General features: G+C 41.7%; 21 protein-coding genes. 9 read left to right on the top strand and 12 right to left on the bottom strand.

Translation table 11 applies throughout. The annotated features are described in order from the left end of the window. Positions 1 to 303: 303 nt before the first annotated feature. On the top strand, positions 304 to 1,818 hold the full coding sequence (locus VK664_RS22790) for an MFS transporter (protein WP_461401017.1): 1,515 nt from the start codon (positions 304 to 306) through the stop codon (positions 1,816 to 1,818). On the opposite strand, the gene VK664_RS22785 is transcribed toward VK664_RS22790, so the two are convergent. Continuing rightward, complete coding sequence (locus VK664_RS22785) at positions 1,810 to 4,218, bottom strand: ABC transporter permease (protein WP_461401016.1); 2,409 nt, start codon at positions 4,216 to 4,218, stop codon at positions 1,810 to 1,812. The genes VK664_RS22790 and VK664_RS22785 overlap by 9 nt on opposite strands. Positions 4,219 to 4,685: 467 nt before the next feature. Between VK664_RS22785 and VK664_RS22780 the strand changes: the two genes are divergently transcribed. Together VK664_RS22780 and VK664_RS22775 are read left to right on the top strand one after the other, a co-directional pair. Continuing rightward, the gene (locus tag VK664_RS22780) at positions 4,686 to 5,441 is read left to right on the top strand and encodes a 5-oxoprolinase subunit PxpA (protein WP_461401015.1); all 756 of its coding nucleotides are present in this window, start codon (positions 4,686 to 4,688) and stop codon (positions 5,439 to 5,441) included. A gap of 210 nt (positions 5,442 to 5,651) precedes the next feature. Further along, positions 5,652 to 6,830, top strand: coding sequence for an NRAMP family divalent metal transporter (locus VK664_RS22775; protein ID WP_461401014.1), 1,179 nt, complete (start codon positions 5,652 to 5,654; stop codon positions 6,828 to 6,830). Here the strand turns inward: VK664_RS22775 and VK664_RS22770 are convergent, their stop codons facing one another. Next, the gene (locus VK664_RS22770; RefSeq protein WP_461401013.1) at positions 6,831 to 7,835 is read right to left on the bottom strand and encodes a 5-oxoprolinase subunit C family protein; all 1,005 of its coding nucleotides are present in this window, start codon (positions 7,833 to 7,835) and stop codon (positions 6,831 to 6,833) included. It lies immediately after the preceding gene. Positions 7,836 to 7,870: 35 nt separating this feature from the next. Further along, complete coding sequence (pxpB, locus tag VK664_RS22765; RefSeq protein WP_461401012.1) at positions 7,871 to 8,599, bottom strand: 5-oxoprolinase subunit PxpB; 729 nt, start codon at positions 8,597 to 8,599, stop codon at positions 7,871 to 7,873. Positions 8,600 to 8,822: 223 nt separating this feature from the next. Between pxpB and VK664_RS22760 the strand changes: the two genes are divergently transcribed. The 4 genes from VK664_RS22760 to groL all read left to right on the top strand — a co-directional run bounded on the left by VK664_RS22760 (position 8,823) and on the right by groL (position 16,700). After that, positions 8,823 to 12,098, top strand: coding sequence for a sensor histidine kinase (locus VK664_RS22760; RefSeq protein WP_461401011.1), 3,276 nt, complete (start codon positions 8,823 to 8,825; stop codon positions 12,096 to 12,098). Between the two features lie 127 nt (positions 12,099 to 12,225). Next, complete coding sequence (locus VK664_RS22755) at positions 12,226 to 12,966, top strand: LytR/AlgR family response regulator transcription factor (protein WP_461401010.1); 741 nt, start codon at positions 12,226 to 12,228, stop codon at positions 12,964 to 12,966. 176 nt (positions 12,967 to 13,142) lie between these two features. Beyond that, positions 13,143 to 14,447 (top strand): vanadium-dependent haloperoxidase, encoded by a 1,305-nt coding sequence (locus VK664_RS22750; RefSeq protein ID WP_461401009.1) that lies wholly within the window; start codon positions 13,143 to 13,145, stop codon positions 14,445 to 14,447. A gap of 618 nt (positions 14,448 to 15,065) precedes the next feature. After that, positions 15,066 to 16,700, top strand: coding sequence for a chaperonin GroEL (gene groL, locus VK664_RS22745; RefSeq protein WP_461401027.1), 1,635 nt, complete (start codon positions 15,066 to 15,068; stop codon positions 16,698 to 16,700). A 56-nt stretch (positions 16,701 to 16,756) separates the two neighbouring features. On the opposite strand, the gene VK664_RS22740 is transcribed toward groL, so the two are convergent. The 5 genes from VK664_RS22740 to VK664_RS22720 form a co-directional block, all read right to left on the bottom strand. Next, positions 16,757 to 17,218 carry a redoxin domain-containing protein gene (locus VK664_RS22740; protein ID WP_461401008.1) on the bottom strand — a complete coding sequence of 154 codons (462 nt, stop codon included), beginning with the start codon at positions 17,216 to 17,218 and terminating at the stop codon, positions 16,757 to 16,759. A gap of 135 nt (positions 17,219 to 17,353) precedes the next feature. Then, positions 17,354 to 18,007: a YciE/YciF ferroxidase family protein gene (locus tag VK664_RS22735; RefSeq protein ID WP_461401007.1), complete on the bottom strand. Its 654-nt coding sequence runs from the start codon at positions 18,005 to 18,007 to the stop codon at positions 17,354 to 17,356. A gap of 74 nt (positions 18,008 to 18,081) precedes the next feature. After that, complete coding sequence (locus tag VK664_RS22730) at positions 18,082 to 18,522, bottom strand: arsenate reductase ArsC (protein ID WP_461401006.1); 441 nt, start codon at positions 18,520 to 18,522, stop codon at positions 18,082 to 18,084. Between the two features lie 19 nt (positions 18,523 to 18,541). Next, positions 18,542 to 19,387: an arsenite methyltransferase gene (locus VK664_RS22725; protein ID WP_461401005.1), complete on the bottom strand. Its 846-nt coding sequence runs from the start codon at positions 19,385 to 19,387 to the stop codon at positions 18,542 to 18,544. 142 nt (positions 19,388 to 19,529) lie between these two features. After that, positions 19,530 to 19,859 carry an ArsR/SmtB family transcription factor gene (locus tag VK664_RS22720; protein ID WP_461401004.1) on the bottom strand — a complete coding sequence of 110 codons (330 nt, stop codon included), beginning with the start codon at positions 19,857 to 19,859 and terminating at the stop codon, positions 19,530 to 19,532. 223 nt (positions 19,860 to 20,082) lie between these two features. Between VK664_RS22720 and nhaA the strand changes: the two genes are divergently transcribed. After that, entirely contained in the window at positions 20,083 to 21,318 is a 1,236-nt protein-coding gene (nhaA, locus tag VK664_RS22715) for a Na+/H+ antiporter NhaA (protein WP_461401003.1), read from the top strand. Positions 21,319 to 21,365: 47 nt separating this feature from the next. On the opposite strand, the gene VK664_RS22710 is transcribed toward nhaA, so the two are convergent. From VK664_RS22710 to VK664_RS22695, 4 genes are all read right to left on the bottom strand, one after another. After that, positions 21,366 to 22,109, bottom strand: coding sequence for an SDR family oxidoreductase (locus VK664_RS22710; RefSeq protein ID WP_461401002.1), 744 nt, complete (start codon positions 22,107 to 22,109; stop codon positions 21,366 to 21,368). 117 nt (positions 22,110 to 22,226) lie between these two features. Beyond that, entirely contained in the window at positions 22,227 to 23,087 is an 861-nt protein-coding gene (locus tag VK664_RS22705; RefSeq protein WP_461401001.1) for an oxidoreductase, read from the bottom strand. Between the two features lie 423 nt (positions 23,088 to 23,510). Beyond that, a complete protein-coding gene (locus tag VK664_RS22700; RefSeq protein ID WP_461401000.1) occupies positions 23,511 to 24,098 on the bottom strand; it encodes a TetR/AcrR family transcriptional regulator in 588 nt (195 codons plus the stop codon). A 98-nt stretch (positions 24,099 to 24,196) separates the two neighbouring features. Then, entirely contained in the window at positions 24,197 to 25,135 is a 939-nt protein-coding gene (locus VK664_RS22695) for a diacylglycerol/lipid kinase family protein (RefSeq protein WP_461400999.1), read from the bottom strand. An 84-nt stretch (positions 25,136 to 25,219) separates the two neighbouring features. Between VK664_RS22695 and surE the strand changes: the two genes are divergently transcribed. Next, positions 25,220 to 25,957: a 5'/3'-nucleotidase SurE gene (gene surE, locus VK664_RS22690; RefSeq protein WP_461400998.1), complete on the top strand. Its 738-nt coding sequence runs from the start codon at positions 25,220 to 25,222 to the stop codon at positions 25,955 to 25,957. Positions 25,958 to 26,189 lie beyond the last annotated feature (232 nt).

Raw genomic sequence — 26,189 nt, 5'->3', positions numbered from 1 at the left:
CATGCACATCATTTCCGACGCAACAGGGCATATTGGATCTGCTGTTCTCATAAAGCAGCAATGGCCATGGCAAAAATTGCCCGGTTTGTTCTTCAAAAAAATATGAAATGTCAGACCACCCAACGCTGGACGGACTTCACTCAGAAATATATTAGAAACCTCTTAAAGGCTGCGTGGCCAAAACTAAATCGCGGAATGGTGCCGGCCAGACAGCCTCGTCGCAATCACGCCGTATGATTGTCTTATCTGCACCCTGTCAATGTATTTTCTTTCGTTTAAGTTTGTGTCTCAATAAATGATATCATGGACAATTCCATAGCGCCCAAAGCAACCAGGAAGGAATGGATAGGACTTATCATTATTGCACTTCCATGCATTGTATATGCGATGGATCTAACAGTTCTTAATCTTGCCATTCCACATATCAGCGCAGATCTGAAACCAAAAAGTTCTGAATTACTTTGGATCATAGATATCTATGGTTTTATGGTGGCAGGTATGCTGATAACCATGGGTACATTGGGAGATAAAATAGGTCGTCGCAAACTGTTGATGATTGGAGCGGCATTTTTTGCCATTACTTCAATATTAGCGGCGTTTTCAACCAGCGCTGTCATGCTTATCGCAGCACGTGCTCTACTCGGGCTTGCAGGTGCCACGGTGGCGCCATCCACTTTATCACTTATAAGAAATATGTTTCCTGATGAAAAGCAACGCACGTTTGCCATCGGGGTCTGGATAACAGGTTACTCTGTTGGCGGTGCTATTGGGCCATTGGTAGGAGGAACATTGCTTGACCACTATTCCTGGCAATCCGTTTTCCTGGTCAGTGTTCCGGTAATGGTTTTACTATTGATAACTGCACCTTTCCTTTTACCCGAGTATAAGGATCCGGATGCTGGTAAGCTTGATCTCCTGAGCGCAGGCCAGTCGATTATTGCCATTCTTTCAATCATATTCGGATTGAAAAAGATAGCAGAAGATGGGCCTACCTTACAAGCCGGGACAAGTATTCTTATAGGGATTATTTTTACTTTCATATTTATCAGACGTCAGAATAAACTTGCGTCACCGCTAATCGATCTCCGGTTGTTCCGCATTCCCACCTTCAGTGTTTCATTACTTGCTTATATGACCGGGGCATTTGTTTCATTTGGAGGAACCGTATTTCTCGCTCAGTATCTTCAACTGGTGCTTGGTTTATCGCCCTTGAAGGCAGGACTTTGGATGCTTCCCTGGACAATAGGTTTCATCATTGGTTCATTGTTAACCCCTCTGATCATAAGGTTCATGAAACCTGTCAGGGTTATGACAATTGGATTTGTGCTGGCAGCGATTGGCTATGCCATACTGCTTCAGTTGGAATACCTGCCACCATTAATGGCAATAGTTATAGGATCAGTGATTACTTCCATAAGTATGGCACCAATTTTTACATTGACAACTGATTTTATTTTGAATTCAGCACCGCCCGAGAAAACCGGGGCCGCTTCAGCTATCTCAGAAACAAGTGCGGAAATGGGTGGAGCCCTGGGTGTTGCAATCCTGGGAAGTATTGGCACCGCCATCTACAGACTTAAACTTGCCAATGAGCTGCCTGCCTCAATTCCAGGCTCAGTCGTGGATGCGGCGGAAGACACACTTGGAGCGGCTTTAATTGAGGCCACTAATTTAAAAGCAGGTGGTGAAGCTTTAATGATGATAGCAAAAGAATCTTTTACTGATGCACTTCAGTTTATACTGCTCATCTCTGCCATCTTATCCGCGATACTTGCGTTTATTATATATATAAAGTTGGGCCGGGCAAAATCACTCTGACCTTAAAGTATAAGCCGGGTTATAAATAGCTACTTTAATTGCCTGGAAACTTATTGTCAACATTGTTATTAATAATGCACCCAGGCCTACCAATATAAAGATCCACCATGAAATTCCTGTACGGTATTGATATCCCTGCAGCCAGCTAAACATAAATTGATAAGCAATAGGAATTGCAATACATAGTGAGATCATGATGAGGATAACAAAGTCTTTGCTCAGCATCTTCCAGATCGTGATTACTGAGGCACCTAATATTTTTCTGACACCGATTTCTTTAGTTCTTTGTTCCGCCACAAATGAGGCCAGGCCGAAAAGACCAAGAAATGAAATAAAAATGGCAATAACTGCAAACAAGCCTGTGAGTTTTGCGATCCTTTCCTCTTCAGCAAATTTGTTTGCATATTCAAGGTCAGCAAATTTATAATCGAAAGGAGCCGATGGTATCAGCTTATTAAACACAGCTTCAATTTTTGGCAATGCATCATTTGCGCTTAAAGAAGGATTTATTTTCAGATTGATCCATGAAAGATCCTTTTCAAGCCGGAACATCGTCGGTATAATCGGTTCATAGGGAGAATCCATAACCATATCTTTTATTACACCGATAATTTGATATTGCTTTAATTTTCTCCACGGCGTTTCCCAGCTAATGTATTCACCTACCGGATTTTCGAGCCCCATTAATTTTGCTGCGGTTTCGTTTATGATAAAGGCAGTTGAGTCGGTTGCCAGGTCTTTAGAAAAGTCCCTTCCCTGTATAAATTGCCAGCCAACGGTTTTGCCATATTCCTGTGTTACGCCAAGTGTTCCGAAGTGCGGATCAAGGAAAGCATCCTTACCCTTCCATGTAAAACCTCCATTCCACTGCCATACTCCCGTCACCTTTCCACCACTTTCGGCCATAGATGAAATTGCACCGGTCTTCATTAATTCATCGCGCAGTAAATCTGATTTTCCATAAAAATCCTCTGACCTCTTTTGAATCTGCAATAAACCGTCGGCATTATAACCTACTGGTCGATTTTTTGCAAACATCACCTGGTTATAAACAATAATAGTGCAAATGACGATGATAGCTGAGATTGAAAATTGCATCACCACCAGCACCTTTCGTGGCAGCGCGGCCAGTGGGCCAGCTTTGAAAGATCCTTTTAATACTTTGATAGGTCTGAACGACGATAAATACAAAGCAGGATAACTACCGGCAATTACTGAAGTCATAATAATAAAAGCCAGGCACCATAACCAGGTCAATGGTTCTGTTGACCAGGGAATATTTATATCTTTTGAGACCAGTTCATTGAATGCTGGCAACGATAAACTTACAATGATAATTGATATTGCAAATGCTCCTAAAACCACGAGCAACGATTCCCCGAAAAACTGTATTATAAGTTGCAAACGTCGTGACCCTATTGTTTTACGAATGCCAACTTCCTTTGCCCGTTTTTCTGAGCGCGCTGTGTTGAGATTTATGAAATTGATACAAGCCAATAGCAGTACAAATGCGCCGATGGTTCCGATCAATCTTACAAATTGAATTGGTCCTGATTCCCGATTACCGTTTTTGAATTCTGAATACAGATGCCATTTACTCATCGGGTTTAAATAAACACGTGGTTTACGCGCTGCCTGCTCTTTATAATTATCAAGCTTGCTGGTTATATTAATCTCGGCGTTTTTTATAGCCGCAGAAGCTTTTTCGAAATCAGTATTGGGATTGATCTGTACATATGTAAAAAGAAACTGGTTATCCCAGCCTTGCTGGCTAATCCAGCTATTGGAAGATAGATCCAGGGCAAAGGGACAAAAAAATGCTACTTCGTGGAATTGTGTATTGAGGGGCAGATCTTCGTAAACCCCGGTTACAGTCGCGGCTATTTTGTTGCTGATTTTTAATCGCTTACCCATTGGATCCTCATCTCCAAACAGGGCCTTAGCAGTAGATTGGGAAATTATGATTGAGTTAAGCTCTTTTAATGCTGACCAGTTGCCATTTACCATTTTTAGTGTAAACATCTCAGGGGCGCCGGCATCAATAAACTGGCCTGTTTTTGATATTTTTACCGCCCCCGCCGAAAGGTCAAACTCTTCGGCCTGGCGGGCTGTAACGATATGTTTGAATAAGCCTTTGTAATTTTCTTTTAATTCAGTTGTGAGAGGATAGGGCAGGTGATTGTTATCGTTCTGTTCAGCATCATAAACGGCATGTTTCATTACCTGCGCGATATTTTCATAATTTTTGTGGTATTTGTTGAAGGATAATTCATCGTAAATCCAGAGACTTATCAGGATTGCTACAGCCATGCCAATTGCCAGTCCCGCGATATTTATGAAAGAGAGCACCTTATTCCTCGCGAGGTTACGTAAGCCAACTCTGAAATAGATTTTGAACATGAAAGGTGTATTTTTTAAGGTGGAATAGCTTAAAGCAGCTAATACTGCATCCAAGCAAATGCCAGTATTTACAGACTTAGTAATCAAAACATTAACAAGGCGCTGTAAGTCCTTGTGTACGGAATTGATACGGTTGAAATCTTGCGGTTGGTCGTTTTCAATACATTAATCTTGACCAAATTTGGTCGATAGTCCAATTGCTTTGGTCCAATAACTTTGACGATTTTTATTTGAAAGATGCAATCCGAAAGCGATATTTGAAAAGATGAGGATATGAAAATGCGGTTATGTTGCCAGTTTATGACAAACAGTTATGTTAACTGGTTATGACAAATAATTATCATAGCAGATTGTGACAGTCAGTTATTTTAACGGCTTATGACTAACAATTATCATAACAACGTTATATCAAATAGTGCTCTGAAGAATCCATGTAAAACAGCAATCTTAAAGGGAACATAAAAACTATGATTGAAGTTGATCTGAATTGTGATATGGGTGAAAGTCCTGGCAGCACCAGGTATAGCCATGATGAAGAACTGATGCAGTATGTTTCTTCGGTTAATATTGCCTGTGGATTTCATGCCGGGGACGCAGCTATTATGTATAAAACTGTTGCTGCTGCTATCCAAAAGAACGTTGCGATTGGTGCGCATCCTGGCTTACAGGATTTGCAGGGATTTGGAAGAAGGAATATGGCTATCACACCAAACGAGGCATACCAGATCACGCTTTATCAATTAGGAGCCCTTGCCGGATTTGTAAAAGTTGCCGGTGGAAACCTGCACCATGTAAAACCACATGGTGCACTGTACAACATGGCTGCTGAAAACAAAACTCTCTCTAACGCAATTGCCGAAGCCATAGCGGACTTTGACAATTCACTGATACTTTATGGTCTTGCAGGCAGTAAACTGATTGAGGCTGGTAAACAAAAGGGATTAAGAACTGCCAATGAAGTATTTGCCGACCGTACTTATCAATCCAATGGCTTTCTCACACCAAGATCTGAACCCGGGTCGATGATTACAAATCCGGAAGCCGCGGTAGAACAGGTAATTTCCATGGTTAAAAATCATTTTGTTATTTCAACAGATAACACAAAGGTAACTGTGCAGGCCGACACAATATGCATACATGGTGACACTGAACATGCAATTGAATTTGCAAAAGCGATAAGTCAGGGACTTAAAATTGCGGGAATCAACTTAAAAAAGTTATGAGTTGTGAGTGATGAGTTATGAGTGAGTTGAGGAGTTATTGAGTGATGAGTTGAGTATGGGAATGATGAGTAATTACCTAAAAATCCTGATCTGATGTTCTTTTATTTCATATCTTCTTTCATAATTCATAACTCATAATTCATAATTCTCTTAAATGTATTCCAACTCGTCACTCACTCATAACTCATCACTCATAACTCATAACTCGAATTGAGCCGTTCTTATAGTAAGGTTTTAACTGGTGCCGCATTTCTCATGGCTACTTCAGCAATAGGGCCGGGGTTTTTGACCCAGACCACGGTATTTACCGAACGGCTGGCAGCAAGCTTTGGATTTGTTATCCTCATTTCAGTGCTCATGGACCTGGCTGCGCAATTAAATATCTGGCGTATCATAGCAGTTTCAGAACGAAGGGCGCAGGATGTGGCAAATACTTTGATGCCCGGTCTCGGTTATGCATTAGCGTTGCTAATCGTTTTCGGCGGATTTGCTTTTAATATTGGTAATATCGCCGGAGCGGGGCTTGGGCTCAATGTATTGTTTGGCGTAGATACCAGCACTGGTGCGATCATCAGTTGTGTGCTTGGAATAGCAATCTTTGTGTTCAAAGAAGCAGGTAAAGCAATGGATGCTGCCACAAAGTTATTAGGAATACTTATGATAGGCCTTATACTTTATGTTGCCTGGGAATCACGTCCCCCTTATTTGCAGGCCATCAGGGAAACCTTTGTGCCTGTGAGAACTGATTTGCAGGCTATCCTTATACTGGTTGGAGGTACTGTTGGGGGTTATATCACTTTCGCAGGTGCACACAGGCTTATTGACGCCGGCATAAAAGGAAAGGAACATATTGCCGAAGTGAGTAAAAGTTCCATGCATGCTATCGGCCTTGCAAGTATCATGCGTATATTATTGTTTCTCGCATCCCTGGGTGTAGTTGCCGGCGGTGGTATCCTGGACAAGGAAAATCCAACTGCATCGGTATTCAAGATAGCTTCCAGTGAACTGGGATACAAGCTGTTTGGTATCGTATTATGGAGTGCGGCTATCACCTCTGTGGTCGGATCGGCTTATACATCTATTTCTTTTGTGAGGAGTTTTCATCCTTTGCTTGACAAATATTATCGCCAGCTGATTATCATTTTTATCCTGGTTTCAACGATCGTTTTTTTATTCAATCCGAAGCCGGTGAAACTATTGTTGCTGGCCGGTGCACTAAATGGTTTGATTCTGCCGGTTGCTTTGACTATAATGCTGATAGCTGCGCATAAGCAAAAAATAGTAGGTGATTATAAACATCCGAAATGGATGACGGCGCTTGGTATTGTAGTGGTCGCGGCTATGACTTATATCGGGATACAGTCTTTGTTGACGAACTTTAAGTTTTAATCACTGTATGCCGGCAACAACCCTTTGAACAATTCCTTTTGCCAGGCAACTGATGTCTTTTTCTAGTTGAATAAATGCAGTTTCGGCTTCCTGCATAGTAATTTCCCTGAAGTTGATCTTATCTCCCGGCTTAAGTTGCGCGCAAACCGGAAGATCAACCGCAGCTACCTGGGCAATTCTCGGGTAACCTCCGGTTGTCTGGCAATCGGCCATAAGCAGGATCATCAAACCGGCTGTTGTTACCTGTATGGTGCCCATGCTAACTGAAGTAGATAATAACTGCCTGGAGGAAGTTTGGGTGAGCGGTTCTCCATCCAACTGGTAACCCATGCGATTCGAATTCCCATTCAATGTAAATTCATCCTTAAAAAAAGTCTCCTGGGAGAACGGATCAAACCAATCGAACTCATGCTGAGTCATCACCCTTATTTCTGTTGACTGGTAGTTCACCATGCTGTTTGCATAAATACCCCAATCGAAAAAATTTATTCCTGAACTTGAAAGCTTTGAAATCATCGTCATCGAAATCACACTGATTTTGGGTTCACCGGTCAGCGTATCGCCGGACTTTATTAAACCGCCATCCAGGCCCCCGATCCTGATTGGGATATAAGTACTTCCACTGTTCATAATGAGTTGGCCCTGCCATCCTCCTGCAATGGCAACATAGGTACGGCATCCCGTAAGTACGGAGTTAAATCGTAGTTCAACCCCGGCCGGGATAAACAATGTTTTCCAAAATGCAAGTTCGGTTCCATCTGCAAAAAGCCGGCTCCCATCACCAGTGCACGATATCAGCACATCGGTCTCTGTTTTCAGGTGTATATCACCGTAAGTGAGCTCCAGCACAGGACTGGTGATTTTATTTCCTACCAATAGATTAGCCAACCGCGAAGCAAACCGGTCCATCGCGCCCGATACGGGAACTCCAATATCGCGAAACCCGGTTCTGCCCTGGTCCTGGATGGTAGTCGATAAGCCAGCTTTTATCACTTTTAGTTTCATTCGTTCATTTGTGTATACTTACTGCCGCCGTTGTCTCATTCATCTGAACTCAGGTATTGAAATTCTGAATAAGTAATGCTCGAAAACTGGATACGGTTACCGGCGCGCAGCAATGCAGGTGAAGTTAACTGTGGGTCAAACAACCGCATTGGAGTGCGTCCGATCAATTGCCATCCCCCCGGTGAACTTAACGGGTAGATGCCTGTTTGCGCCCCGGCAATGCCAACCGAACCTGCAGGAACAGTCTTACGTGGGTTGAGGCGTCTCGGTGTTGCAAGTTTTTCGTTTATCCCACCGAGATAAGGAAATCCAGGGAGGAAACCAACCATATAAACAATATAAATCCTTTCAGCATGCAGTCGGATCACGTTTTCAATACTGAGTTTATTGTATTCAGCAACTTCTTCTATATCGGGGCCGAATTTGCCGCCATAACAAACAGGTATTTTAATGGGGCTGGTGTCTGGTACCGACCGCGATTGTTTTATCTCATTTGTGAATTTCTTCAAATAATTTATCACCAGCTGAAAAGCATAAATGCCAGGTGATTCAGCTGCTGAGCTCACAAGCAAAGGATCATAAAAAACAGTGAGCGTGGTATAGGCCGGAACAGACTCAATGAAGCCGGGAAATGGAGCTTGATGTAACGATTCGTTAATTGCAGTAATGCGCTGAAGGATTTGTTCATCAATTGAATCACCAAAGGACATTCGCACTGAACTTTCGCTTTCGGCTTCAATAATGATTTTCGTTTCATGATTCATAAACAGAAGCAAAGTATTGGCATCGGAAGGGGTCAGCCTCTAAGTTATGAAGTCCGGCCCGCATACCCGAAAACGAGTGTGAAAATTACCATTTGTATACTGCCAATTACTCACCGGCGCTTGATATTTTTTGATCGGGCAGGTACATTGTCCGCAGGCAAATCCTTTGAATCCCCAAACCATGAGGCAGAATTTACTTATATTTAAATATAATAATAAGTGCATGAATGGCAAACCTGTCAACTGCGGAATTCTCAAGTTAATAGGTCTTGCTGAACTGCGCCGGGTGAATGCTGTTTATTACATTTTGCCATTGGTGCTGCTTATTTCAAACATAAATCTCGCTCAACAGGTTCAACAACCTCCCCAGGACCGGCAACTCATAACAACGATCGATTCCCAGAGTTACCGTGCGGTTCTTTGGAAAAGAACTGACGGGTTATCCCTGCCAAAGAAAAATGCCATGATCAAGGATGTCTATGGTTTTTTATGGATCATCAGTCCCGTGGGATTGAATCGGTTTGATGGAAATACTTTCAGGATTTTTTACCCTGACAAAAGCACGCCTGGCTCTGTCTCCGGTTCCTATAGTTTTTCACTGGTAGAAGATAGTTTGCATAATATATGGGTGGGTACTAATAAGGGACTCTCCCGGTACGATATCAAGGCAGATACATTCACAAACTTTTCACCCGGGGTGATTTCGGTAACTTCAATAGCCACTGTTGTTCCTTTCTGGGCAACAAAAGATGAACTCTATTGTCTAGAAGCCGGGAATAAAATTGTCAGGTATAATATTCATTCGTTAAAGAAGACAGAACTGGTTACCCTGGACAAAGCCGGACCTCAAGTGACAAATGCTACCGTCAGAACTTCAGTGTACGACTCCGTTTCAAATTCTTTGTATTTATTAACCGGCGGACCCGGAATTAACGGGGGAGGATTGCTCCAGATTTTATTAAACGAAAAACGAACCATTCATTATCAATGGCCCTGTTATCATAATATTGAAAAACATGCACATTTTTCCTATGCGATACAGTTTGATAAAAAGCGACGATCTCTATGGATCAATAGTGTTGATGGACTGCTTGAGTTTAATCTGAACGGGGAAAAATTTCATGATGTACCTGCCTGTAGCGATCTGATGGAACTCGCCAACTATGAAATCATGGCAGGGATGGATATTGATAAAGCTGGCAATGTCTGGTATTTCTCACAGAGCCGCGGCATACTGATCTATAATCCGTCGACCAATATTGCTAAACCACTTTTCAAAGATCCCGTCACTCAACATTATTTTTCTGAGGATAATATGGATATTTATTGCGATCGGGATGGAATGATCTGGTTCGGAAATCTCTCAACATCAAAAGGAGTACATCAACTGATCCCTTTTTCACCGTCTGTTAGCCGCCTCAGCATTCCGTACACAACGAGGGATGGAAAAGGTCAGGAAGACGGTATACTGTTTATCTCTAAAGGAAACGGGCAAAAAGTCTGGGCCTCCACAATCCGGGGCATAAAAACTCCTGGTTACGGAACAGATAAATCAAATTTGCTCAAAGACACATCAATCCCTTCTTCGTTACAAAATCATTGTATAGCACTTGGGATAAATGATCAAAAAACCAAAGCCTGGTTTTATGACTGGAAGAATATGTCGTTAATCGGCATGGATCTGCAAAGCAGGAAGTTGTTAACAATTATAGTGCGGGACTTAAATAATAAGGAGTTCTCAAAGATAAATCTGCTGGCCACCACGATAAAACCTTATAAAAACGGTTTCATTTTTCTAATCGATTACAAAGGTATTTTCTATTACGATAGCGATAGCACTGTAGCAAGACAGATTATTGATTTGCCTTATCATGTCACTAATGTTGCTATGGCTGTGCAGAACCGGATCTTCTTAAGATTACATTTTGGCTATACAAATCTCAGTTTTGTTGAATCCGGAAAGAAATGGACCCGGTCTTCAACTCCACTGGATAGTGTTGAGTGGTCCTGTATTTTTTATGACAGTATTAATAAAAGTTATTGGGTAGGTGGTGTTAAACAACTATATCATTATGATGGTAATTTCAAATTGATAAAACGTTATATTGACAATGATGGTTTGGCCGGCAATGATGTATTAAGTATTCAGCAGGACGAACATGGCCATATCTGGTTTAACAGTTCTGATGGTGACATATCCCGGCTCAATACAGAATCTGATGTGATCACGATATTGTCGGAGAAAGACGGATATAAAAGACAGGTATTTAGCTGGATGCCGCCGCATGTAAGAGACGAAAGCGGTAACCTCTATTTCCTGGGACATGATGGGATAGATAAAATAGAGCCGGATAAAATTGACCGTTTTCCACCTGCTATCGTTTACATGAAATCACTCGCGATAAATCAACAACCGATTGATCTTCCCACAGGTATCAATAATCTTCATACTTTAAAGCTTAAGTATGATCAAAGCCCGATCGCCATTGAAACGGGGGTGATAGATTTTTATTCAAAAGGTAAAAGCAGTATTCGCTACCGGTTGGAGGGCATTAATGAGAACTGGCAATATGCGCCAGGAAATTATTCGATACGTTTTGAAAAACTTCCGCCCGGTAAATACCGCCTTGTTATCCAGGCATCGAACTCAGGGAATAATTTTACCGGGCCGGAAAACATCCTGTTCATTGCAATCAGCCCGGCATTTTATAAAACCTGGTGGTTCATGGCTCTCATGGCTTTATTTATACTTGGAGTCATTTATGGCATTGCGCGGTTCCGGTTAAAAGAGAAGTTTCGATTGCAACTGGAAACTTCCGCTAAAGACATGCAGCTTGCTGAAATGCGCCAAAAAACAACAGAGTTGGAGATGCAGGCTTTACGTACCCAAATGAACCCGCATTTTATTTTTAATTCGCTCAATTCAATCAATCGTTTCATTTTACAAAACAACCGGACACAGGCTTCAGAATACCTGACGAAATTTTCGAAACTAATGCGTATGATCTTGCAGAATTCCCAGGCCTCTCTTATAACACTTGAAAGTGAATTAGAGTCACTGCGTCTTTATCTTGATCTTGAATCTTTGCGTTTCAATTATCATTTTAGTTATCGCATTTCTTTTTCTTCCGACATGGATGTATCCGCGTTTAAGTTGCCACCCCTGATTGTTCAACCCTATGCCGAAAATGCTATCTGGCATGGCCTGATGCATAAGGAGGAAAAAGGAAATCTTGATATTGAGATTACGGAAGAAGATGGATTTTTATTTCTGAAAATTGCCGACGACGGCATCGGCAGAAAGCAATCGGCAGCGATACATGAGAAGTCTGATACCCGGCATAAACCTATGGGATTGAAAATAACCGCTGACAGGATTGCTATACTTCAGCCTGGGGAATCATCGGATAAAGTGGTGAGGATAGTTGACCTGGTTGCGCCGGATGGCTCACCGGCCGGAACGGAAGTAATTATTAAAATTCCTGTGATTTATAATTGACCTTTTATTGAGTGATGAGTGATGAGTGATGAGTTATGAGTGAAGTTATGAATTGTGGAATGGAATAGAACTCATCACTCAAACATTCATCAACTAACTCATAACTCATCACTCATAACTCATAACTATGTTGAAGTCTATTCTGGTTGATGATGAAGTGCACTGTCTGGATACGCTGAACATCCTGCTGGGAGATTATTGTCCGGGTGTCGAGGTTGTTGAACAATGTATGTCTGCAAAACAAGGCCTGGCGGCGATACAGAAACATGATCCTTCGCTGGTGTTTCTTGATATTGAAATGCCTACATTAACTGGTTTTGATATGTTGCAGCAGCTTCAGGTTATACCCTTTGCCGTTATATTCACAACAAGCTATGATCAGTATGCAATTAAGGCCATTCGTTTCAGTGCCATGGATTACCTGTTAAAACCCATCGATCCAAAAGAACTGGTAGCGGCTGTAAACAAAGTGCAGGCACAAAAATATTTACCTACGGCCGAACAGTTCCACATGTTGATGAATCAATACAAACATCGTGAAAGCCCTTTCCACAAAGTAGCGGTTCCAACAGCAGAAGGATTTGAATTAGTTCCTGCCGGGGAGTTAATAAGATGCGAAGCAAACGATAATTATACCTGGTTATTTTTAAAAGACAAAACAAAAATCGTTGCCTGCCGCACGCTTAAGGAAATGGAAGAACAGCTAAGTCAATTCGGTTCGTTCGTACGCGTGCATCATTCCTATATTGTAAATCTAAATGAAGTCGCAAAATACATCAGGGGCGAAGGAGGTTATCTTGTGATGTCTGACGGGGCCACCGTGAATGTTTCAAGAAGCCGGAAAGATGCATTGCTGAAATTGTTTTAAGAGCCGCTGCTAACTTGCCTGCCGCTAATTATCCTGATGCTAACTTAATCTGCTGCTAACTATCCTGATGCAAACTACCCGCCTGCAACAGCGATATATCTGTTAAAGTCTCCACTTACTCACCGGGGCTGTTATTTTATCAGGGGTTAGAATAGATTTAAACTAAACTCTTTAATATGAAAAAGAAAACAATCCTCACGTCTATTCTTTTCTCAACATTATGTCTCTTTTACAGTTGTGAGAAAATTGAGTTTCCGCACCCTCCTAAAGACCCCGTTAGTTCAAAATCAACGATTGCGCTTGACTGGTATAAGCTCCAGCTGCGGATTCTGCTTGAAAGGAATTCCGCCTTTAACGGGATTTATTTTGGTTATATAGGTGTCGCCTTATATGAAGCGGTACGCTATGAGAATAAAAAATCCGTCAGCTTCTCTTCAAAACTATATATGATGCCAGCTATGCCCGCTATCGATAAAAAGCAGGATTATAACTGGGAGGTTAGTGCCAATGCTGCTCTTGCAGCTATGGTAAGATCTTATTATACCGGTCTCACCCCGGCGAATAATTTCTCAATTGATTCACTCGAAAAACTATATAATGATAAACTGATGGCAAAAGCCGGCGCAGCAACCTTTGCACGTTCACAAGCTTATGGAAAAAGTATTGCTAAAGCGGTATACGATTGGTCCCTCACCGATCTTTTTAATGGAAGCAATGCGGGTTATGTTCCGCCAGTATTTACCGGTGCATGGGTTCCAACACCGCCAGCATTTGCAAATGGCATTAACCCCTACCTCAGCGCGGCACGGACATTCCTGTCTGCAAACATAAACGCTGATGCGGCGACATTCCCATATGCATATTCTGAATTCGCAAATTCTGACTATTTCAAAATGGTTAGCGAGGTGTACACGGTTTCTCAAAACCTGAGTACCGAACAAAAAAATATCGCGTTGTTTTGGGTTGACCAGGGGAATGGTATTGCCTATACACCGCCGGGACATGACATGAACATAATCCTTCAGTGTATTGAAGTCACTGACGCAAATCTTTTTACAGCTGCAGAAGCGCTTGCGAAGGGTGGAATAGGGGAACGTGATGCCACTATAGTTTGTTTCAAAGCGAAATACAAGTACAATGTAACGCGTCCTGTTACCTATATTCAAAAAGTGATTGATCCGAAATGGCTGCCGTTTATTGTAACACCACCACATCCTGAATATCCTGCGGCTCATGCTTTTGTTAGCGGCGGTGCACTCCGCGCGGCCGAACATGTTTTGGGCAAAGTAAAGTTCACTGATCACACTTACGATTTCCGGGGATGGACACCAAGAGTTTATAACTCAATGTTCAAAGCAGCTGAGGAAGCCGGTATCTCCAGGCTTTATGGCGGTATACATTATCGTATTTCTATTGAGACCGGCCTCTCCCTGGCAGAGGAATTAGGTGACAGGGTTGGTAATTTGAAAATGACAGATTGATTCCCGTCAACTTCTGTCTGCGTCAATGTTGAAATCGTTAATATTGAAATGCTTCTGCATCCCTGATGTTGAAGCAGAGCTAAACTTACCGCTAAATCCTTAACCTTCAAACACCCAACGGCTGTCCCGAAAGAGGCAGCCTTTTTTTATAAATCAGGGAGGCAAATCCGGAAACTCTCAGACTTCCCGTTTAACTTTTTTGGCAGAGTTTTAGTTCGCATAACAGAGATTCCGCTGTCAAATTTCCTGCAACCTCCAGAGGTTCAGCCGACAATTTTTCAGCAGAAATGACACTTTTTTCATGATGCCGGCTACTGCATCCAAATGGCATGGTCATTGAAAAAGGAAATTCATGGGATCTGCGTACTTAAAGGAAACCGGCTGCGGAAAGGTTTTTAATCCACATGACTTCTTTAAAAAATTCCAATGTTTAACCAATTGCAAAAATTATCAAAATCATGGAAAACAATTTGACGCTAAACCATTACATGTGAAGACCTTCTGATTATGCCTGAATCAGGAATTCTTGCGATACCTGCCTACAACCGGAAGATCAAACCTGGTAAACTGAAATGGCAGGCAGTTGAATCAAAACAATTAACACTAAAACCTATTGTTATGGCAAAACAACTTTTCTTCGATATTGAAGCAAGAAACAAGATGAAAAAAGGCGTTGACATCCTCGCCAATGCAGTTAAGGTGACGCTCGGGCCACAGGGAAGAAATGTAATCCTGGAAAAGAAATTTGGCGCCGGCAGCATTACAAAAGACGGTGTAACCGTTGCAAAGGAAATTGAGCTCGAAGATCCGATCGAAAACATGGGCGCACAAATGGTAAAAGAAGTGGCTTCCAAAACGGCTGATATTGCCGGTGATGGAACCACAACAGCCACCGTGCTGGCGCAGGCCATTATAAGCGAAGGATTGAAAAACGTAGCCGCAGGTGCTAACCCCATGGATCTTAAACGTGGCATAGATAAAGCAGTGGTCGCAATTGTTGAACACCTGAAAAAGCAGTCACAAGCGGTCGGAACTAATGCCCAAAAAATTCAACAGGTAGCAGCCATCTCAGCAAACAATGACGAAACAATTGGTAAACTAATTACCGAAGCTTTTGAAAAAGTTGGCAAAGAAGGAGTGATAACCGTTGAAGAAGCAAAGGGTACTGATACTACTGTTGATGTTGTGGAAGGCATGCAATTTGACCGCGGTTATATCTCCCCTTATTTTGTAACCGACTCCGAAAAAATGGAAGCGGTGCTGGATCATCCTTATATCCTGATAACAGATAGAAAAATATCTGCGATGAAAGATGTTCTTCCTCTACTCGAGAAGACAGCACAAAGCGGAAGACCCCTGGTAATCATCGCTGAGGACCTGGAAGGGGAAGCGCTTGCAACTTTGGTTGTAAATAAACTTCGTGGCACATTGAAAGTTGCTGCTGTTAAAGCTCCTGGTTTCGGAGACCGGAGAAAAGAAATGTTACAGGACATTGCCATTTTGACCAAGGGAGTTGTTATCAGCGAAGAACAAGGCTACAAGCTGGAGGATACAGATATCTCATTTCTCGGCACTTCAGATTCAGTAACGATCGATAAGGACAATACCATTATCCTGGGGGGTAACGGAAACAAAGAAGACATCATAGGTCGTGTGAACCAGATCAAGGCACAGATTGAATCAACCACTTCTGATTACGACAAGGAAAAACTGCAGGAAAGGCTTGCTAAACTTTCAGGTGGCGTGGCTGTACTTTATATTGGTGCGGCAACTGAAGTTGAAATGAAGGAGAAAAAGGACAGGGTTAATGATGCCCTGCATGCGACACGTGCTGCTGTTGAAGAAGGAATAGTTCCCGGTGGCGGTGTTGCTTATATCCGCGCCATTGATGCTTTGAAATCCCTCAAAGGAGCCAATGAAGATGAAACCACGGGTATTGCGATTGTAAAACGTGCAGTTGAAGAGCCATTGAGGCAGATTGTTCAGAATGCTGGTCTTGAAGGAAGTATTATAGTTCAGAAGGTAAAAGAAGGCAAGGGTGACTATGGTTTCAATGCACGGACTGAACAGTATGAACAACTATTGGAAGCCGGGATTATTGATCCGACAAAAGTCACAAGGATAGCGATCGAAAACGCCGCTTCCATTGCAGGGATGTTGCTTACTACCGAATGTGTGGTTGCTGATAAGCCAAAGAGGGAACCGCCTTCTATGCCAACTCCTGGTGGACCGGACATGGGTATGGATTATTAATGGTTCGGACATGGGTATGGAGTATTAATGGTTATTAAGCAGCTTGGGCGGGCAGACTACTTTTGATTGAGTTCCTCTAATGCTGCCAGAATTCCATCTGCCCCGGGATTCCGGTCGATAGGAGAAAGATAGTTCCATTTTATTAACCCCTTTTCATCGAGCAGATAAAGTCCTCTTTTTGAAGTTCCTTCCTGCGTATCATAAACCTCGTAGAGAGTAGAAATGGCGCCTTTTGGTTCGAAATCGGCCAAAAGCGGAAAACCGATATTCCGGTTTTCGCTATAACTGGCATGACACCAACGGCCATCAACCGAAATTGCCAGCACCTGTGTATTGTATGAATCAAAGATGTTTTGCATCTCATTGTACAAAGCAAGCTCATCACCGCAAACCGGGCTCCAGTCTGCCGGATAAAACACAAGGAGAATCTTCTTACCCCGGTAATCATAAAGCGACTCGTTCTTTCCGGTAGTAGAAAATAAATTAAAATCGGGGGCTATGGTTTCGACAGGAAGCATAATTTTTTTATTAATCAATGGATAAAAAATTTTAGCAAAAAGCCGCAGGCGTTCAAAACCTGCAGCTTTTTGAAATCTAAATCTACCCTGAATTTTTAAATATATTTTTGATGGGCGATTTAACTCACCTCATTCTTAGATTTCGTTTTTGATTTTGTTTTGGTCGGGGACTTTTTTTGGCTTTTCTACCATCTCTCCATGAATGATTTCCTTAACCTCCTGAACCGCATGCTTCACTTTTTTTGAGGTTTTTTTTGACGCTTTTTTGGGTTTTTCTTCGACTGCTTCTTCATTAATACCTGCTTCGGCGATAGCAGTCAGTGAAGCATCAGTGTCCTTTTCTTCATTCAGGCTGGGAACCAGTATTTTCGCAATTTCATTTTCCCCAATCGTTTTTGCGAGCGTGATCAGGCTGCCATAACAGGCAATTTCATAATGTTCAACTTTCTGGGCCGCCACGATCAGTGCTGCATCGCGAATTGCGCTTCCATCTTCCGTTTCGTCGATCACCTGCCAACCTTCATTAAATAGTCCCTGGAGACCAATAGATGGCCCAGCCTGGGCTGGCAGATTCAACAGGTTAAAAACTTTATCGAGCCTTTCCCTGTGCTGAGTTGTTTGTTGGGCATGCAGGTCAAAGGCTTGTTTGAGATTAGGATCCGTAGCTGCTTTAGACATGGTGGTCAATACACTGACCAGGTGAGTTTCAGCCCAGTACATTTTTTCGAGTGAAGTGACGAAGAATTTCTGAAGTTTAGGATTTGTACCAGCATTCTTTTGTTCTGACATAAAGAGTATTTATCATGATTAATACTCATCATACATAAAAATGATGCCGCATTTTTTACACTTTCTTTATCAGATTAATTGTTCACATTCTGTCCCCCGACAGACAAATTTTTTCTCACAAAATCAAAACTGTAGTTTTTTATAAGCGTTCTTACTTTTCTGAATTCATTCATGATTGCGTGCTGAGTACCAGTAGCTTTAGCGGGATCAGGAAAATTATAATGAAAGCGCTGTGCCCGGGTTGAAAAATAAGGACAACGTTCAAGCGCATGATCACAGACTGTAATAACATAATCGAAATCAATTTCGCAATACTCCTCAACGTTGTTCGAAGTATGAGCTGAAATATCTATACCGTCCTCCATCATCGATGCAATTGCCAGCGGGTTTACACCATGTGTCTCAACACCTGCACTATAAATTTCGGCCTGATCACCTGCGAAGTGCCTTAAATAGCCTTCTGCGATCTGGCTTCGACAACTGTTTCCTGTACACAATACCAACACTTTTTTCATGTTCCGGTTTATAGGATGATTAATTACAACATCCTGGTTCACAACAACTCTTCTTTTCAACAGGTTTTTGTGCAAACACTGTAATGCTGTAAATGCCGGTATCACTTATCCTGAATTGTTCAATTTCTTCAGCTGATAAATATTCTGAAAGTATATCATCAGGAATATTAATCACTTTTTCTTTCTGCAGAATAATGTTTTCAAATCCGGTTTCTTGTATCAGGTCAAGATATTCGTTTTTCTGAATCGCTCCCGAAACGCATCCGGTATACATTTCTGCTGCTGATTGCAGATTAGCTGGTAATCCGCCTTTCAAAACAATATCGGAAATGCTGAAATGACCGCCTGTTTTCAGTACCCGGTAGATTTCCTTTATAACAGCCTGCTTATCAGGCACGAGATTAAGTACGCAATTACTGATCACAACATCAGCTGTGTCTCCTGCTACGGGTATATTTTCAATATCGCCTAGCCTGAACTCAACATTATGGAGACCGAGTTTTTCAGCGTTTGTTCTGGCTTTTGCTATCATCGCAGGTGTGAAGTCTATCCCGATTACGATGCCGGTTTCGCCAGTCTCAGAACATGCAATAAATGCATCATTTCCGGCGCCACTGCCAAGATCAATTACTAAATCACCTTTTTTGATTTTTGCGAATTGTGTTGGTAAACCGCAGCCAAGGCCAAGGTCCGCATCGGCTGCATAACCTTCGAGCTGGGTATAATCTTCGCTCATGATATTGTAAACTTCAGTTGAACATCCACCAGAGCCACAGCATGAAGACTGGTTATCACTTTTGTCCTGCAATGCTATCTCGCTGTATTTTTGTTTAACCAGTTCTTTTAATTGTTCCTGGGTTTGCATATATCGGGTTTTAAATAATTGATTGTAATATTACGATTCAATGAAGCAAAAAAAATCATCTTACAAAATACCGTGGTGCCGGTTCTCATTCGACATGCCATCGGCAACAACCAACACAAAACCATTAATCACTAATTCGCTATCAGCAACAATTGTCAGCCGGGTTTATTTCCTTGAAAAAAATATTGAATAATTCCCGGTAGCGGTTCCAGACTTTCGGATTGATGCAATAACAAACACTGGCACCTTCGATGGATCCGTGAATGATTCCTGCATTTTTCAATTCTTTCAGGTGTTGTGAAGTAGTTGCCTGTGCCAGCCCGAGTTCTTCAACAAGGTCACCACAGATACAGGCATTTTTTTTTACAAGATATTGAAGGATTGCTATTCTCGCAGGATGTCCCAGTGCCTTGGCTACATTAGCCAGGTCATTTTGCTGTTTGGTAAACAATTCCGATTTCGTCAATCCCATATCGCAATATTACGATATAATTTGAAATCAAAAAATATTTTTTTCACCGGTTTGATGTGTTGAAGATTATTAGGATGCAGTTTGATTGACCCTTGGTTCCTAAGAAAATTATGTTACCGGGAATAAACTTATTATTGCATCCTTGATTTGGGATCGCTTCTATTTTGATATTTAATGTCAGGACCGGTCCTTCATCCAAAATATTCAATCAAACCAGGTGTCAATGAAGTTAGGGATCAACTACAATGTATTTCGTGAATTTGTACGTTCGGGCTCCATTGGCGGTATCATTTTGCTAATATGTGTTGGTCTATCACTGGTAATTGCAAACTCACCTTTCAACGAAAGTTTCAGTAAGTTCCTGGATTTGGAAATCGGTGTTGAGAACAATTATCTTCATTTAAGATATCCTGTGCTGTTATGGGTGAACGATGGATTGATGGCTATTTTCTTTTTGCTGGTTGGTCTGGAGATCAAACGGGAATTGGTTGAAGGTGAACTTTCTTCACCAAAGAAAGCATCTTTACCTGTACTTGCTGCTTTCGGGGGAGCTATTCTGCCCGCGCTGATATTTGCTTTTTTTAATTACAATCGTCCAACGAGCGCAGGCTGGGGAATTCCAATGGCCACCGATATTGCTTTTGCCATTGGCATCTTATCTCTGCTGGGTAACAGGGTGCCATCTTCATTAAAAGTCTTCCTTGCCGCGCTGGCAATCGTTGATGATCTGATTGCAATACTGGTAATAGCGCTTTTTTATTCATCAGGGCTAAATACTACAAACCTCATGATAGCCGGTGGCCTGTTCGCTTTCATGTTAATTTTGAATCGCCTAAAAGTAAAATCATTGTTTGCCTATCTTATACCGGGCACTTTGATGTGGTATTTTGTTCATCACTCGGGTATTCATGCAACTATTGCCGGTGTGCTCACTGCTATAACACTACCTACCAATAAAGTCGCTGCTGAATCGCCGCTTGAAAAGCTTGAGCATTTTCTTACAAGGCCGGTAAGCTATTTCATCATGCCACTGTTCGCCATCGTAAACACGAATATCCGTATCGGGTCGTCCATGTTTGAGGGTCTCGCCAGTGATGTTGGACTTGGTATTTTGGTTGGATTGGTGATTGGTAAACCTATTGGGATCACGCTGATGTCATGGCTGATTGTGAAGATGAAACTTGGTACTATTCCAACCGGGGCAACCTGGTGGCATATCATTGGTCTCGGCCTGCTCGGCGGTATAGGTTTCACTATGTCGATTTTTATAGCGCTGCTTTCTTACGATGATCCTTCGCTTCAGACAGAATCAAAATTTGTTATTCTTCTTTCTTCGGTGATAGCTGGTATAGCAGGATTTTTGCTGTTGTCATCTGTTAATAAAAGAAAGAATGTTGTCTTTCAGGATAGAAATTCTGATTTTCCCGATCCAGGTACTGCAATCAATACTAAGGATTGACTTTTTTTGAAAAAGACAGAAAGCGTGGTGCCTTCTGTCTTTTGATATTAATTCTGATTGAGAAGATCGAATGCCGCTGTTGGATTTGACAGGTAAAGATCCCGGAAATCCCTGGTGCCCGCCACATGAATTTCATATAAGTCATTTTCAATGCCATCGACCAGGGCCTGTGCAACATCGGCTGCAGGCATCCCGTTTTCAAGTCCCCCTATCCCTTTTGAAAAATGAGTTTTAACTAAAGGAGGCATCAGTTCAAAAACTTTCACTTTTGTATCTCTTGACAAGGTAAATCTTAGCGCAAGTGTATAGGAATGCAATGCAGCCTTAGTGTCTGAGTAGGTGGGAATGAAAGCATCCGGTGCGAATGCCACGATTGAACTAACATTTACTATTGCAGCTTCAGGTTGTTGTTTCAGAACCGGTAATAGTTTTTCGTTGAGCCTGATAACTGATAAATAATTGGTCGAGATTTCTTCGCTGGCTTTTTCAAAAGCGTTAGCTTCCTCGGCATGCCAGTAGGCATAAGCAGCTGCAGCATTGTTTACTACGATGCTCAGATCGCTAAAATCTGTTTTTAGTTTGTTTACAAGTTTCTCGACGTCTTCCGCATTGGTAATATCGGCCTGGAACCAATTGATATTTTTAAGTCCTGCTGCAGCCTTTTGCAGCGTTTCGGCATTTCTACCAATGATGATTACGCGATTGTCTTTGGCCGCAAATAATTTCGCTGTTTCGAGCCCTATCCCAGAACCACCGCCTGTGATGAGGATTGTTTTGTTTGAAATAATCATAAGAGAGATATGAATTATGAGTTATGAGTTATGAAATCAGTGACGAATGATGAAATACTAATTTCTGACAACCCCAGATAAGGGTTGACTTCGTATAGCCCGGGGTGAAACGATAGATTAATTGTGTGATAGCGATGCGGAAAAGTCAGTGCTGGCAGAAACGGTTTCCCAGACAGCAATTTCTGAACGAATCTTCTCATTATTTTGTTTGTAAAGGGCAAGTGCATCGTTACCGGCAAGAAAATGAAGAGGGGGTTTTGGTGATTCCACCAACCTCAGGATTATCTGAGCCAATTTATTAGGATCACCAGGCTGTTTACCATCAAGGCCTGATATTCCGGCCCTGATTTGACCAACTGTATCTTCGTACTGGCTGATAACATTTTTGGATGCTATATAAGAATCGGAAGAAACGAATTCGGTCCGGAAAAGACCAGGAGCGACAGCTGTTACATGGATATCAAATGATTTTAGTTCTAGTGCAAGGCCCTCGGTGATACCTTCAACCGCATATTTCGTAGAACCATATAAACCCAATCCCGCAACAGAAGATCCGTATCCGAACAGGGAGGATATATTAATAATGTGCCCGGAGTTGTTTTTTCTCATCCAGGGTAACACAGCCCTGGTAACATTCAACAATCCGAATACATTTGTGTCATACTGCCTCCGCACCTCTGCATCAGATACTTCTTCAACAGCGCCCAGCAGGCCATAACCTGCATTATTAACGAGGACATCTATTCGTCCAAATCTATCGATTGCTTTTTGCACACCTGCTTTAACAAGGTCTTCATTGGTAACATCAAGTACGACCACCTCAAGATTATCGTGGTTGTTTAATAAAGCGAATAATTTTTCCGGTTTTGAGCGCACTGTGGCAACTACATTATCACCGTTTGCCAATGCGACTTTTGAAATCTCAATTCCGAATCCGCGCGAAGCACCAGTGACGAACCATGTTTTTTTAATACTCATAACGAAGGTTTTATTTGTTGATTATAATGTTATTTTATTTTTTAGGTGAGCTGCTGAATTATATATGCGGTAGATTAAGTATGATTCTACATAAAGATGCTAGCAAATGAAGTATGATGAAATGAAGTATGATGATAAATGAAGTATGATGATAAATGAAGGGTACTAATAAATGAAGTATGATGTTAAATGAAGGATACTGATAAATGAAGTCTGATGTTAAATGAAGTGTACTGATAAATGAAGTCTGATGTTAAATGAAGTGTACTGATAAAATGAAGTATGACGATAAATTAAGTACACTGTAGATTATTGTACTGATAGATTAAGTAATTCATCATTCATAATTTTCTTTCATAATTCATAACTCATAATTCATAATTCTGTTGACTGACCGTTCGGTCATTTAATTTGCAAAAAAAATCAAATTGTGTTTGAGTCAATTTCATTTTTTATCATTTTCACAATAATCTTCATTTGATCACTTTTTCCTGATACTCGGGATATAAGAACACCGCCTTCTATTAATGCGAAAGACTTTATAGCAAATTCCTTCGAATTCCATTTCTTATCAAACTCACCAGCCTTAATTCCCTGCTCCACAATACCTGCCACAGTTTGTTGTATGCCTTTTATCACTTTATATACCTTATCGAGAATTACAGGATTGGTATCATCCGCTTCAGTTCCAAAATTCAATATCGGGCAACCACCTATAACAGGAGGTGAAAGGGGATCACTTAAAAATTCTATCAGGCTATATAGCTTTGCCTTTCCCGTTTTTTGATGACTGAAAGCAGCCTTTGCCTTTTTTATGAATGTGTCCAGGGTGTAATCAACGGCACAATATGATAAAGCTTCCTTGTCTTCGAAATGTACATAAAGGCTTCCCTTTGACAATTTGGTCGCTTCCATAATATCACTCATTGCCGTACCGGCGACACCTTTCTTATTAAAGATAGGTGCTGCCTGTTCGATGATCCATTGCTTTGTCTTTTCTGCTTTTGTCATGTGAGTTGATCCCTGTTTCTCAATTGCCTGTCTCAATTGCCGAAGCAAATGTACATGACCGATCGGTCATTTTACAAATATTTATCAGTTTATTTTTTTCAGACAGGATCATTTAACAATTCAATGGGATTGAGAAGAGGCGTTAAGAACGCCAATAACTCATTCCTTAACCTGATAGTCACTTCAATGCCATTTTCCAGTTCGATGAACTTGTCATCAACATGGGCCTGGTTTCCATCCCAGCTGATTTTTATGTGCTTACCCTTTATCGTTTCGAAGTTGTATTCATCTTTGCTTTCGCTAATCTTTCCACTTAAATAATCTAAAAACTTTTGCCTGTCACTTTCCGAAACCATCACCACTTCAAAAGATCCATCACCGGGATCCGAAACGGGCGACAGGTCGAGCTTAGGGCCGATAGAAGGAGTGTTCATGACTTCTATCAGTAAATATCTGCCTGAATACTCTTTACTATCAATCTCAATTTTGCAAAACACAGGTTCATAGGATACTACAATATCATACAACCGCTTCCGGGCAAGTTGGATCTTTTCCTGCAGCGTTTTTTCAGCTTTGTCTTTATCTGGTTTCTTCTTTGATTCTTCAATCAGTGCAGGAAATACGCCAAAGCCAAAACTTTCAAGAAAATATCCTGCACCTGGTACATTGTAAATTCTCCCGATATCGAAGGGCTTTGCCTGGTACAAGTGGAGAGTGTTGACTGCTTCTTCAATGCTGGTATTTAATTTCAGTGATCTTCCGATATTATTGGCTGTGCCTAAAGGGAGTAGGGCAAGTGCTCTGGGTTTATCCAACAGTTGTCGATTTAGGATCTGGCCGGCAACTTTTCGTACTGTGCCATCACCACCCGCAACAATTAAAAGATCTGCATTCGTATCAAAATTTTTCCATTTGTCTTGTTTGGTTGACATGTAACTACACTGGTAGCCATTGTTTTCTAAGAGTTCGATTAAATGTTCCCTGGTATATTTTTCGTCTCCGGCGCCAGGATTATGGAGGATATGTACTTTTTGCATATATATATGTGGATTGTGATATAAAATTGAATAAAACTATGCCGCACCGTTAGTGGTTGGCACAATGTTGTTGGTTCAATTTACATGAACATCCTGATAACAAACGACGATGGCATTTATAGTCCCGGAATAGCAGCCCTGGCCGACCGGGCAAAGGCGTTTGGAGAGGTAAGGGTTATGGCGCCGGATGTGGAGCGTTCTGCTGCTTCGCATGCAATTACTACCCACCTCCCGATTTCCTACAAAAAAGCCAAAATCCAGGTTGATGGAGTACAGGCATTTAAAGTGACTGGAACACCGGCTGATTGCGCGGCTCTCGGCACCCATCTTACTAAGACAGACCTGGTACTTTCGGGTATCAACATGGGTCCTAACCTGGGCAATGCCCTGTGGCACTCTGGTACATTGGCAGCCGCAAAACAGGCTGTTTTGTTAGGGATAAAAGCGATAGCCTTCAGTACACCGGTTGGTAAAGAGGAACCGGACTTCAAAGCCCTTGCCCCTTTTGTTGATGAGACATTAGCCTTACTGCTAAAAATTGAAGGTCTCTTCCTGTTCAATGTAAATTTTCCTCCTGCACCAAAAGGGATAATGTGGACAAGGCAATCAGTGCGGTTATACGATAATGAGATTGTTCCGGGTATCGATCCGATGGGCCGTAAACATTATTGGTTTTCCGTTATTCCTCTCGGCCCCGCTGAAGAAGGAACAGACCGATGGGCCGTTGAAAATGGTTATACTTCGATAACGCCACTTCGTTTAAATCTCACGGACGAAGACCAGTTGAAAAAATTCAATAAAGACTATAAAATACCAGGATAAAGTTTTTTGATGTTGACACCATTTTTCAAATTTGATGAACCTGAGACAGTCTCTTATGCCTAAGGGTTTACTATTATAAGACCCGAGCGTTTACGATTACAAGATATGAAAGAAGGATTAAATTTTTCTTTTATACGGTCCCTGAGATCCAATCGGCATTTTTCTGTCGTATCTTAAATTTCATATTCGTAGCAAGACATACATAAGACCTTGCTCATCCCCTTTCGTATTT

It is taken from the genome of Flavitalea sp. (genome assembly GCF_035489435.1).
GTDB lineage: Bacteria > Bacteroidota > Bacteroidia > Chitinophagales > Chitinophagaceae > DATHKG01.
This window is presented reverse-complemented; position numbering and strand designations above follow the sequence as displayed.